The organism is Neorhizobium sp. T25_27 (assembly GCF_002968565.1).
GTDB lineage: Bacteria > Pseudomonadota > Alphaproteobacteria > Rhizobiales > Rhizobiaceae > Neorhizobium > Neorhizobium tomejilense.
This window is the reverse complement of record NZ_PVBJ01000002.1, coordinates 170,250-182,632: the sequence shown is the minus strand read 5'-3', so window position 1 is coordinate 182,632 and position 12,383 is coordinate 170,250. Positions and strand designations below refer to the sequence as shown.

Below are 12,383 nucleotides of genomic sequence, written 5' to 3'. Positions count from 1 at the left end.
CGGACGGAGACGGACATGGCAGAGATCAGGTATCACGAGGGCGATATTCCGGCAGCGGATGCGGCGCGCTATACGGGGCCGATCGCCATCGATACGGAAACCCTAGGCCTCGTGCCCCGCCGCGACCGGCTTTGCGTCGTGCAGCTTTCGCCCGGCGACGGTTCCGCCGACGTGATCCGCATTGCTGCCGGGCAGAACGAGGCTCCAAACCTCGTCGCCATGCTTGCAGATCCGACGCGCCAGAAGATCTTCCACTACGGCCGCTTCGATATCGCCGTTCTCTTCCATACGTTCGGCGTGACCACGACGCCGGTGTTCTGCACCAAGATCGCCTCGCGGCTGACCCGCACCTACACGGACCGGCACGGATTGAAGGACAATCTGAAGGAAATGCTGGATGTCGACGTTTCCAAGGCGCAGCAGCAATCCGACTGGGCAGCCGAGGTTCTTTCGCCGGCGCAGCTGGAGTATGCGGCATCCGACGTGCTGCACCTGCATGCGCTCCGCGACAAGCTGACCTACCGCCTGGTGCGCGACAGGCGTGCCGAACTCGCCCAGGCCTGTTTCGAATTCCTGCCGACGCGGGCGAAGCTGGACCTGCTTGGCTGGGAAGAGGCCGATATCTTCGCCCATAGCTGACGCCCACGAAGGATCTCCGCCCCGATATACGCCTGCCCGAATCTGAAAAAGAGCGGTATAACCTCTAGTTGTCCGGTAACGCTCCGTTAACTGTTCGAATCTAATTTTGCCCGCGGTATACCTCTCGACCAGACCGGATTTCGGGCCATGTTGCTTCCTACCCAGCAGACTTATGGGCTTGCCGCGACCAACATGATGCAGTCGATGCTCGACAGCATCGAGGAGCAGCGCAAGAAGGACGAAGAACAGCGGACCGGCAAGAAGAGCGACCCGGTTACCGAAGCTCGTATCAGCGCCAGCGAAGACGCCCGACGCGCGCGCGACAAGATTACCACCGCCCTTTTCGGCGTCACCAAGACAGACCCCAATGAGCTGAAGATCGAACTCGTCGACCGCCTGGCTGCCAAGCTCGGCATCGATACCGACGAAGCGCGCTCGTCCTACAAGCTCGGAAGAGCGCTGGAGGACGCGCTGAAAGAGATGATGCCGGACAAGATCGGCGAACTCGTCGAAGATCTCGGCCTCGAAGACATCGGCATCTCGATGGACACGCTGCTCTCGGCGATCAAGAACCCTTACGGCGACGACAACCAGCGCCTGATGGACGGCCTCAACCGGAAGGCCAATGGCGGCAAGCTCGATACGGAAGTCGAGCGCGTCGTGCAACGGCTCGAGGATGTCGCCGATCCGAAGACGCTCGAAGAGCTGAAGCTCGGTCCGCAGGGCTACGATCCGACCCGTGTCGAAGATGCCGAAACCCGCGCCGAGCGCCAGGCCGACATCGAGGCGGCCGAAGCCGGCAGGAAACTCGAAGACGTCCAGAAAATCCAGGACGTCATCGAAAAGAAGAACGACAAGGCGAATGCCGAACCGGCTGCCGATGGCGCGACCGACACGGCATCCGTGGACGATACAGCGCTATTGGCCCTGTTTGCTGCTGCCGCCGAACAGGTCGCCAGTTCCGATACCGGCGACGCTGCCGACAGCCTCGTTTCCGACGATAGCTCCAGCAAGGACGAAGCCTCCGACGCCATCCTGGCGGAAAACGAAGCGCCGACCAATGAAATGGCGGCGAAAGCGATCGAGGAGCTCGCAGCCGAGAACGCCGACCAATCCTATGCCGACATCGTGCCGGTGCATGTGGACGAGATCGGCATCTATGAATTGTTGAAGAAGAAGTTGGCTGCGTGACATTGCAATAACCCCCAGTCCCACCCTCATCTGCATCGGAATGGATCATTTTCGCTGAGCTGTCAGCGAAAGGTGGGGCCTGTTAGCGAATTGTTAACCTTTTTGCCCCACAGTCATATCTGTGTATCGGCACTGGCGACGCCATGAGGCGTTCCGGTCGCAACGCCGCTCGTTGCGAAAAGACAAGAACCCGTTCAGCCGAGCTGTCCTATCGTCTCTATCAGACATTGGAGCGGACGATGCTGCCCCCGGTTCGTACCAGTTCATTCGTCGATTACCAGACACCGTCGCAACAACCGATGCTGCGCCAGCGGATCGACATGGCCAATACCGCGGCGAACAGCGGGTTGATCGGTTCCTCGCCGATGTCGGCAGGCCGGCTGGATATCCTTTCGCTTTCGGCGCAGCTCCAGCTTGCCCAGGGTTTTTCCATCTTCGCCGAAACCATCGGCAGGCTGATCAAGGTCCCACGCCGAGAAGGCGAGGCATTGGCGGATTATGCCCAACGCCTTTCCGAGGCGGTCAAGGCGATGAACCCGGCCGAAAAGGTGGCCCTCGAGCGCACGCTCAACCAACTCGTCAAGGGCATTTCGCTGCGCCTGCTCACCGAAATCCTCAACAATCCCGCAGGTCCCGAAGCTGCCCGCGTCGCCATACAGCTGGAGACCGCGCAGCTGCTCGAGCGCGACCTCGTGGCAAAGGCCGTCGTCAGCTCCTATCGGCAGAATGCCGGGGCGGAACAGGTGCCGAGCGCCTTGCCGCAGCCGGCGAATGCGGCGCCATCAGCATCCAGCCAGGCTTCGGTGCCTGCGCCAGAGACCGAGGGCCAAGCCGCCCAGCCCGGCGCCGAAACTGCGATCGACGGAGCGTCGCCTGAGGCTATGGCTGCGGATGCCCAAGACCCGGATGTACCCCGTGTTTCGACGGCAACTTTCAACACCACTCCAGATCCGACCATGCTTTCGGCGGAAGCCGAGGCCCTGCCGACGCCAACCGACGACCATGCATCTCAGATGAGCGCCGAGAACGATCTCGACGCGGCACCCGCCTCGGTATCCGCGCAGGAAGCGGCCGAGCTCCCGGAGAGCGAGATGCCGGAAATTGCAGCCGCCCAGGCCGACGAGACAGCGGAGACCCCATCCCCGGCGCGCCCGGACGACGGCCGGCAAACCGCAAGCGCCGCCGCCAGCGATCGGCGCATGTCTCAGCCCGTATTTTACGATGGTCCGGCCCTGGCCCGGCTTTCCCAACGCGGCCTCGAACAGCAAAACGGCGTTCGGGGGCCGAACGCGGAGAAGATGGCGAACGGGGCGACGACCGTATGGCTTGCGGAAGTGCTTGCCGAGGCCACCAGCGAACTGCTCGACGGCCTGCCGGTAGCGGCAAGGCAATTGCCGGAACAGCAGGCGCTGCAGCAACTGACCGACAAGGAGCTTTTCGGAAAATCCGCCATGCAGGCGAACGAGGCAGCGAGTGCCGCCGCGGCGACATCCGTGCCGCCGGCCACCGACGAACCGGCCAGCACCGGTTCAACGGGCAGCGCGACCGGTCCTTCCGCAAACGCAAGCAGCAAAACCACGGCCGCGACGGAACTCGCCGAACAGCTCGCTCTCCCGATCGCCATGCCGCATGCCTTTCGCGAAGGCGTTGCCCTGCCCTACGTCGCCTATCCGCCGGAAGAGCGCGAGCGGGACCCCGAGGAGCGCAAGACCAAGGCAATTTCGGAGACCGACGAAGACGGCGAACAGCAGCATTCGGCCGGCGAGCAGGCGTTCGGCGAAGAACACCCGGACGACGACCCCGCCCAGGACGACGAGAGCGACGGCGCTTCGAAGGAAGCCGTCGAAGATGCAGACCGGGCCAACGACCTCTACTGGCGCATGGCCGGCTGGACGTAAATTCAATCCATAAACTGCGCATGAAAAAACCGCCGGACTTGCATCCGGCGGTTTTTGATTCTCAGAGAAGCTTCGATTACTCGTTGCTGCCGCGGTTCTTCAGAGCCGCACCGAGGATGTCGCCGAGCGAAGCGCCGCTGTCGGACGAACCGAACTGAGCGACTGCTTCCTTCTCTTCTGCGATCTCGAGAGCCTTGATCGACAGCATGACCTTGCGGTCCTTCTTGGAGAAGTTGACGACGCGGGCATCGAAGACCTGGCCAACCGAGAAACGCTCCGGACGCTGATCGTCACGATCGCGTGCCAGGTCGTTGCGGCGGATGAACGAGGTGATGTCTTCGTGGTTGACGAGACGAACCTCTACACCACCGTCGTTGACGGCGATGACTTCGCACGAGACGACGGCATTCTTGCGCAGTTCGCCGGAAGCGGCGGCTTCACCGACCGAGTCCTTGCCGAGCTGCTTAATGCCGAGCGAGATGCGCTCCTTGTCGACGTCCACATCGAGAACGACAGCCTTGACGACGTCGCCCTTGTTGAACTCCTCGATGACCTGTTCGCCCGGACGGTTCCAGTCGAGGTCGGAGAGGTGGACCATGCCGTCAACATCGCCTTCGAGGCCGATGAACAGGCCGAATTCGGTCTTGTTCTTGACTTCGCCTTCGACTTCAGTGCCGGCCGGATGGCTGTAGGCAAATGCCTGCCACGGATTTTCGAGCGTCTGCTTCAGGCCAAGCGAGATACGGCGCTTGGACGGATCGACTTCGAGAACGACCACGTCAACATCCTGCGTCGTGGACAGGATCTTGCCGGGATGGACGTTCTTCTTGGTCCAGGACATTTCGGAAATGTGGATGAGGCCTTCGATGCCCGGCTCCAGCTCGACGAATGCACCGTAGTCGGTGATGTTCGTGACGGTGCCGGAAATCTTCTTGCCGACCGGATACTTGGCGGCAATGCCATCCCACGGATCCGACTCGAGCTGCTTCATGCCGAGCGAGATGCGGTGGGTTTCCTGGTTGATGCGGATGATCTGTACCTTGACCTGCTGGCCGATGGACAGGATTTCCGACGGATGGTTCACACGGCGCCATGCCATGTCGGTGACGTGCAGCAGGCCGTCGATGCCGCCGAGGTCAACGAACGCACCGTAATCGGTGATGTTCTTGACGACGCCGTCCACAACCTGGCCTTCTTCGAGGTTCTGAACGATTTCAGAACGCTGCTCGGCGCGGGACTCTTCGAGAACCGTGCGGCGCGAAACCACGATGTTGCCGCGACGCTTGTCCATCTTGAGGATTTCGAAGGGCTGCGGGTTGTGCATGAGCGGCGTGACGTCGCGGATCGGACGGATGTCGACCTGCGAACGCGGCAGGAAGGCAACGGCGCCGTCGAGATCGACGGTGAAGCCACCCTTGACCTGGTTGAAGATAACGCCTTCAACGCGCTCGCCAGCTTCGAACTTGAGTTCGAGCTTGACCCAGCTCTCTTCGCGGCGAGCCTTCTCGCGCGACAGAACTGCTTCGCCCAGCGCGTTTTCGATGCGCTCGACGTAAACTTCGACTTCGTCGCCGACCTTCAGCGAACCGTCCTTGCCCTTGGCGCCGAATTCCTTGAGCGCGATGCGGCCTTCGACCTTGAGGCCGACGTCAACGACTGCCATGTCCTTTTCGATCGCGGTGACGCGACCCTTGGTGACGTAGCCTTCAGCCAGATCGTTGGTAGCGAAGGATTCTTCGAGGAGGGCTGCGAAGTCCTCCCGCGTGGGGTTAGATACTGCCATGAAATCTCCTGAGGTGCCCTATACGGGCCCATACAGCGCCGGTGGTTCGTGTTGCACATGCCCAAGGGTCAGGTCCGCCTCCCTCATCGGAATTATCCGGGGGAGGCAATCCGGCGCGGGGACCGAACCTCGGGCTATTCTAATTCGCTATTCTAACTCGATTGTCTCTTCAGGGCGGCGTCGATGATGGTCTTTGCTGCCCGAAACGCGGCCTCTATACTCATTTCCGAGGTATCAAGCAAGTGCGCATCGTCGGCGGGCTTCAGAGGACTGTCGGCCCGGCCCATGTCGCGTTCGTCGCGTTTCTTCACGTCGGCGAAGATCGCACCGTAATCCGCCTCGCCGCCCTTGCCGACGATCTCGTCGTAACGGCGCCTGGCCCTCACATCAGCCGACGCGGTGACATAAAGCTTCACCGGCGCATCGGGACAGACGACCGTGCCGATATCGCGCCCGTCGAGCACCGTTCCCGGCCGCCTCAGGGAAAAGGCGCGCTGCGCCTCCACCAGAGCCCGGCGGACGGACGGCATGACCGCGATTTTCGAGGCTGCCTCGCCGATCGCATGGGCGGACAGTATATCGCGATCGAGCCCGGCGAGTTCGACCTCACGCGCCATCTTCCCGGCGACCTCTTCATTATCGAGCGGCAGGCCGGCATCGAGAAGCGCCTTGGCGGTGGCGCGATAGGTCAGCCCGGTGTCGAGATGATGGAAACCATAGGCGTCGGCGATCAGCCGCGACAGCGTGCCCTTGCCGGCGGCTGCGGGACCGTCGATGGCGATGACGATTGCAGGCCTGGACGTCAAACTCATGCTTCCCGCATCGCTCCAGATGTGACCAGCAGACCGAGCGGATGGGCACGGATCTGCGCATGCTGAGTTCCGAGATCCTCTTCGCGAAAATGCGGTGGCTGGTACATGTTTTTCAACCTCTTGTCGCTTCCGCCCGGAGAGACGGCGAGGCCGGCCCCTTGCGGCGGGAATTTCCCGTCGTGACTAACATAAAGCCTGCGAGCGGTCACCGCTTTCGCTCTTATGCGGCTCATGAAAAGTTTGTCTTTGACATCAAAGAGCGCAGGCCTTATGGGGACCGGCTTAGATTTTCACCCTATAAAGCCGCGATCCAAGCGGCGCGCCGAACTATTCGGCCATCCCATGAGGCTCTGACTGTGGCAAAAGCGGAACTCGGAACCAAGCGAACCGACCCCGATACCGGCAAGAAATTCTACGACCTGAACCGCGATCCGGTCGTTTCCCCCTATTCCGGCAAATCCTGGCCGCTGTCTTTCTTCGAGGAGCACAGCGCCGCCAAGAAGATGGAACAGGCCGAGGAAGAAGACGTCCAGGAAGTCGATACCGAAAATCCGGAAGTCGAACTCGTATCGCTCGAAGAGGGCGACGAGGCCGCCAGCGGCGACGATATCCCGGATATCGGCGATGACGACGATGTCGATATCGGCGATGACGACGACGATACCTTCCTGGAAGCCGACGAAGATGAAGACGACGACGACATGTCCGGCATCATCGGCGTGACCGGCGACGACGACGAAGTCTGATCCGATATTCCAAGTTAAGGCCCGGCAATTCAATAAAAATTGCCGGGCGCACAAAATACGGCTTGCACTCTCCGTAAACCGGAAGTAATAAGCCGCCACTCCAACGGGGCAGCCCTTACAGGCGCCCGGCGGAGTTTCCCAGGACCGGCAAATACCGGACCACCCTGATGGGGCTATAGCTCAGCTGGGAGAGCGCTTGCATGGCATGCAAGAGGTCAGCGGTTCGATCCCGCTTAGCTCCACCAATCTTCCACTGTGAAATCAAATGTTTGATGTGACCAGAGGGTTGCCGCAAATCAACGATGATGGGTCTGGGAGGCATCAGGAAACAACGCCGCGCTCAAGACATATCCCCAACCTTTCGCCTGCCATGCATGCTAGTACGGTACGGTGGGAGCAAGCGTCACCTAACCAGGCTTGCCATATCGCAATATGAACCTTTGGGCGTCTTTACAGTTGATTCGCAAATCACATATAGAATTGTATCAAGGTCAAGTGTGACCACGTTGGAGAATTTGGCTGTCATGGCTCATTACGCCTGGACAAGCAGAACATGACTTACGTACCGAACATTCCGGACTGGTTTCTTACGCGAAAAGCGGCGCAAGTCACCGCTTTTTTTGCATTGAAGTCCGGTGGGGAAATCAATATCCTCAAAGCTACAAAGCTGATTTATCTTGCCGACCGTCTCAGCCTGGAGCGTAGAGATTTTCCGATAACGAACGACACATATGTGTCTATGAAGTTCGGTCCGGTAAACTCTTACACCTACAGCTATATGAACGGCGCAGCGCCGACGCGCCAAGAAGATTGGCTTGAGTTCATCTCTCCTCGGCGACACGAAAATCTCATGCTGTCACAACAGATCGAAATTGGCGATCTGGATGAGCTTAGCCGGGGCGACATCAAGTTGCTTGAAGAAACCTGGGGCAAGTTCAAAGACATTGATCGATTTGCTTTAGCTGATTGGACACATGAATTTTGTCCCGAATGGAAAGACCCGGCGGGCTCCTCAATTCCAATCGAATTGGCACGGATATTCCAAGTGCTCGAAAAGAATGACCCGGTTGATCTAGCTGAAGACCTCCAAACCGAACGGCGGATGATAGCTGCGTTCAGAGCCGCATGAGCTATGTTCCCTACAAGACAGCATCGTTTCTAGGGCCTATCAACGAGGTCCATCATCTCTTTGCGGTGATGAACAATCCGTGCGCGGACTCTCAATGTCTGCTTATCAACATTACTTCGATTAGGCCTGGGAAATATCACGATCCAGCGTGCGAATTGGATGTTGGTGACCACGCGTTCATAAGACATCCTAGCTACGTTCTCTACCGCCTCGCAGAAACCATGCGAGCCGATCGCATTGGTAAACTTGTCGATCTCAACTACTATCTCACCAAGGATGATTGGAAGCCCGTAATATTTCAGCGAATCGTCGATGGGATAAGGAATTCAGATGATACGAAACCCCGCGTCATTAAATACGCTGACGAAAACCTCATTGTTTAGCAACTGATACTAACAGGGGTTCAGCGTGACGTCTGTTGCCGGCTATGTGGCTAGCGGACTCGTCCTTCGGCTACAAACAACCCCGTCTCGTGCTCCCGCTCGCCATTCGCGCTATTTCACCATCAAAGTCGGGTGCGGGTGATGGGCCAGCAAGTCCATGGTCCATTTGCGACGGCGGAATGCCTTCTGGCGCTCGGCCTTTCGTTCCAGTCCCTGCAGGCTCGTTCAGGCCAGGTTATCGACGGCAAGCTCGTCCAGATATTGCCGGCGACGCGCGCCGGCCATCTGCTGGATGACAACTGCGAATATGCAAGCCAGAACCGCAACGACTACCAGAACGAACATTAAGGCGACCCATCAGTGCCTCCTGTCATCGCGATAACGTGCGGAGTCGGATAAAGTTCGGCGATTGTAGTCCGATGACGTCCACATCGCATCACATCCCCCAAGGGGGCTTCGCTTAAAGGGGCCTTCGCTCAGGCCGTCTTACTCAGTGCTTGGCTGCGGCGGCGGTCGAGCCAGGCTGCGCCCTGGAGTGCGGCCAGGATGATGATCACGCCGATGACCACCCTCACCTCGGGCACCTCGCCAAAGAAGACGTAGCCGGTGACGGTGACGAAGACGATCGAGAGGTAGCCGACGGGCGCGAGCACGCTGGCATCGGCGATCCGATAGGCACGCAGGAAACAATATTGGCCGAGCTGGGCGAGGAACCCGATGCCGAGCAACGGAATCCAGTCGAAGGGCATGACCGGCTGCCAGGTGAAGACGGCCGGCACGGCGGTGATGACCGCGAGGCCGACGGTGTAGAAGACCATCATCACGGTGGTGTTCTCGTCCCTCAGCGCCCGGGTCTGGATGATCGCCAACGAACCGAAGACGACCGAGACCAGGACAACCAGAACCTCGACATCGAAGCTCGACGTGCCGGGCGCCATGACGATCAGCACGCCGATGAAGGCGAGGCCGGCGCCGAGCCAGCGGATGCGGCTCACCGTCTCGCCCAGCATCGCGACCGCCATGGCCATGGTGATCAGCGGCCGGGAAAAGCCAACCGCGTTGACCATCGCGAGCGGCAGCATGGTGATGGCGAGAAAATTACTGGTGAGCGCCACCGCATTGCAGGAAATGCGAAAAATGTTGCGCCACGGGTGCTTGACCCGGCGCATCTCGGCGCGATGCTGCCAGATCAGCGGCAGGATGAACAGGAGCCCGATCATCGCCCGGATGAAGACGAGCTGGAAGGCCGGATAGGTCGCTCCTTGCGCCTTCACCAGCGCGGTCATGCCGCCGGAAACCAGCGTCATGTCGAGAAGCAGCCAGCCGATGCCTATGCGAGCGTTCGAGTCCCGCCTGGCTTCCTGTTCTGGCGCTGCCTCCGTGCTCACGCCGGCTGCACGAGGTTCGCCATCAGCCGGAAGGCACCGGGAACGAGCTTGTCGAGCTGGTGATGCAGCACGAGGCTGGTATGGGTATGGCGGCCCTTGCCGATCGCTCCGGAGATCAGCGCGCCCTTGAGCGGCTGTTCGTTGGCATCGTGCATGGCCAGAAGCGGCTCATAGGCGTCATCCCAGCGGGAGACGAAATAGAGGCCGCGTTCCTTGTCCCATCCCTGCCAGTCTTCCGGGCCAATGCTGTTCGGTCCCTTGAGCAGAACATGGTCCGGCGCAAGCACGGTGACTTCGGCGCTCGGATCGGTAACCCGCCAGCGCAGCGACGGCGAACCGATCTCGATGCGGCGGACCGGGGTCTCGTTCGGATCCCAGCCATCCGTCGGACGGTGATACAGGGTCACGAGGTGGCCGCCATCCTCGACGAAGCGATGCAGGCGCTCGGTGGCGGCGGCAAGGTCTTTGCGGATGCCGAAGGCGAAGATGCCGACGACGATCGTGGTGAAGCGCGACAGATCGCCGGACAATGCCTGAGCGTCGAGTTCGGTGACATCGAGGCCCATGCGGGAGAGCCACATGCCGACGCGGTCGGCACCGCCGCCGACATAACCGATACGCGCGCCTTCCGGCAGTTTCAGATCGACCGACAGGATCTTTAGCGCGGCGGGGGCTCGGAAACTGGTGCGGCCGATATGCCGGTAGGCGATCGGCGTGACCTGGAAGGCCGGGTGGCCGTCGATCTGCGGTTCAAGCTCGACGAGGCCGCGTTTGACCGCATCGGTCGGAGAGGCGATCCAGCCGCCGTCGGTCTTCTTCATTACCCAGCCAGCGGGTGTCTTGAAGGAAACCGGCGCATTGGTGCCGGAGATATTGGCCTTGATCGGCCATTCGGTCTGCTTCGTGCCGAGGTGTACGAGCAGCGCATCCGGCAACAGGGTCAGCGACTGGGCGGGCGTCACCGCGAACGGCTCTTCGAGATCGAAAGTGGCGGAGACGGTGCGTCCGCCAATCTCGGCCGAGATTTTTACATGCGCATGGCCGTTGCCGCCGAGCGCCGACCAGCCGGGCAGATAGAGGCCGGAAAGCGCTGCGTCCGACGTCGCGGTTAGCGCGAATATGCGGTCATTGGCGAGCGACTGAACGGAGGACGAGACGCCGGCTGGCAAAATCGGGAGAACATCGATCTTGTGGTCCGAAGCGCCTTCGCCGAGCTCGACGGTGAGTGTCGCAGCACCGCCGGGGGAGATGGCGGAGGGATCGGCATAGGCACGCTCGAAGATCGCGGCCGCATCCAGGATCGCGGCATCGACTTCCGTCTGTTTGCGGGCGATGCGGTGGCCGTGCAGGGTCGCGAACTCTTCCGGTGCGGAGGAGGCGGCAATATCCAGCCAGCCGGCGGCCTCGGTCAGCGCCTTGATGATTGCGTCGCGATCCGGGAAAGCCGCTGACGCCACTGCATTGGCGGCATCCGCGGAGCGCAGGGCTTCCGCACAGTTGGCGGGCAGGCCAGCGAATTCGGCAAGTGCGGTCAGCGATGCCGGCAGGTCCTCGAGCACCGACTGCTCGGGCTTCGAGCCGGTGGCGGAGAGTTTCAGATGCAACTGCCAATGCTTCTCCGGACGCTTGGGCCAATGACCCATGCCCTGCGAGGCATGGTAATAACGCGACCATTCGCCGATCCGGTCATAGTCCGCGCCGGTGGCCGGATCGCGGCCCTCGGCCACAACCGTCACGGTCGTGTCCGGCGGCGGCACTTCGTCGTCATAGGTGTCGCCGCCACCGGACCAGGCCGGCAGGTAATATTTCGCGACCTTCCAGGGCGTCAGGCCTTCGGTGAAATGTTCTGGATAGGCATTGGGGTCGGCGGCCAGCGTAATCGCGGTCTCCGCGGCCCGGGTCATGGCCCGGTGATGACCATGCTGGCCGGGGACGTCGAGGAAGGTCGGGATGACGATGTCCGGCCGTTCCAGGCGATAGGCGCGTACCAGGCGCTCGACCGTGCGGGCCTCGCCCCAGCGGGTGAAGGTGGCGTCGCCATCCTTGGAGAAGCCGAAATCGTGGACCGGGTTGGTGGGACCGTGGCCGAGCCAGGAGACGTCGCCGTCGATTGCGCGGGCCGCCTCTTCCAGCTCGCGGGAGCGTATCACGCCGAGCGGGCCGAGACGTTCGGGGCCGAGCGCGTTCTGTCCCCCCTCGCCGCGCGTCGAGCAGGCGATGATGACGCGCATGCCGAGGCCGAGGCGGAACCAGGCGAGCATGCCGTTCTGCTCGTCGTCGGGATGGGCCCCGGTGTTCATCATCGTGACCGTCGACTTCAGCCGCGAAAGCTTGCGATGGAGCCGGACGAGCGAGGGATCGGCCATCTGCCGTTCGATGCGTTCGCGGGCGGTCAGCATGAAAACTCTCCTCAA

General features: G+C 61.1%; 10 protein-coding genes, 1 tRNA gene and 1 pseudogene. 7 read left to right on the top strand and 5 right to left on the bottom strand.

Features of this window, described 5'->3' with window-relative positions:
* The first annotated feature begins 15 nt into the window (after positions 1-15).
* The 3 genes from C5J24_RS07620 to C5J24_RS07610 all read left to right on the top strand — a co-directional run bounded on the left by C5J24_RS07620 (position 16) and on the right by C5J24_RS07610 (position 3,728).
* The gene (locus tag C5J24_RS07620) at positions 16-639 is read left to right on the top strand and encodes a ribonuclease D (RefSeq protein ID WP_105416975.1); all 624 of its coding nucleotides are present in this window, start codon (positions 16-18) and stop codon (positions 637-639) included.
* Positions 640-786: 147 nt separating this feature from the next.
* The gene (locus tag C5J24_RS07615) at positions 787-1,830 is read left to right on the top strand and encodes a hypothetical protein (protein WP_105416973.1); all 1,044 of its coding nucleotides are present in this window, start codon (positions 787-789) and stop codon (positions 1,828-1,830) included.
* A gap of 239 nt (positions 1,831-2,069) precedes the next feature.
* Entirely contained in the window at positions 2,070-3,728 is a 1,659-nt protein-coding gene (locus C5J24_RS07610; RefSeq protein WP_172723885.1) for a hypothetical protein, read from the top strand.
* Between the two features lie 76 nt (positions 3,729-3,804).
* Here C5J24_RS07610 and rpsA read toward each other — a convergent pair whose 3' ends face one another.
* The 3 genes and pseudogenes from rpsA to C5J24_RS07595 form a co-directional block, all read right to left on the bottom strand.
* Positions 3,805-5,511 carry a 30S ribosomal protein S1 gene (rpsA, locus tag C5J24_RS07605; protein WP_046602871.1) on the bottom strand — a complete coding sequence of 569 codons (1,707 nt, stop codon included), beginning with the start codon at positions 5,509-5,511 and terminating at the stop codon, positions 3,805-3,807.
* 152 nt (positions 5,512-5,663) lie between these two features.
* A complete protein-coding gene (gene cmk, locus C5J24_RS07600) occupies positions 5,664-6,323 on the bottom strand; it encodes a (d)CMP kinase (protein ID WP_105416969.1) in 660 nt (219 codons plus the stop codon).
* Between the two features lie 11 nt (positions 6,324-6,334).
* Positions 6,335-6,430 (bottom strand): annotated as a pseudogene (locus C5J24_RS07595) (FMN-binding negative transcriptional regulator); the annotation flags it as partial.
* A 249-nt stretch (positions 6,431-6,679) separates the two neighbouring features.
* Between C5J24_RS07595 and C5J24_RS07590 the strand changes: the two are divergent.
* The 4 genes from C5J24_RS07590 (at position 6,680) to C5J24_RS07570 (ending at position 8,929) form a co-directional block, all read left to right on the top strand.
* Positions 6,680-7,069 carry a TIGR02300 family protein gene (locus C5J24_RS07590; RefSeq protein ID WP_037080075.1) on the top strand — a complete coding sequence of 130 codons (390 nt, stop codon included), beginning with the start codon at positions 6,680-6,682 and terminating at the stop codon, positions 7,067-7,069.
* Between the two features lie 169 nt (positions 7,070-7,238).
* Positions 7,239-7,314: transfer RNA gene (locus tag C5J24_RS07585), tRNA-Ala, on the top strand.
* Positions 7,315-7,622: 308 nt separating this feature from the next.
* Positions 7,623-8,198 carry a Panacea domain-containing protein gene (locus C5J24_RS07580; protein WP_051899934.1) on the top strand — a complete coding sequence of 192 codons (576 nt, stop codon included), beginning with the start codon at positions 7,623-7,625 and terminating at the stop codon, positions 8,196-8,198.
* A 524-nt stretch (positions 8,199-8,722) separates the two neighbouring features.
* Entirely contained in the window at positions 8,723-8,929 is a 207-nt protein-coding gene (locus C5J24_RS07570) for a hypothetical protein (protein WP_105416965.1), read from the top strand.
* A gap of 128 nt (positions 8,930-9,057) precedes the next feature.
* On the opposite strand, the gene C5J24_RS07565 is transcribed toward C5J24_RS07570, so the two are convergent.
* Complete coding sequence (locus C5J24_RS07565) at positions 9,058-9,969, bottom strand: DMT family transporter (RefSeq protein WP_105416963.1); 912 nt, start codon at positions 9,967-9,969, stop codon at positions 9,058-9,060.
* Positions 9,966-12,368, bottom strand: a complete 2,403-nt coding sequence (locus tag C5J24_RS07560; RefSeq protein WP_105416961.1) for a PIG-L family deacetylase — start codon at positions 12,366-12,368, stop codon at positions 9,966-9,968. The genes C5J24_RS07565 and C5J24_RS07560 overlap by 4 nt, the downstream gene beginning before the upstream one ends.
* Positions 12,369-12,383: the final 15 nt, after the last annotated feature.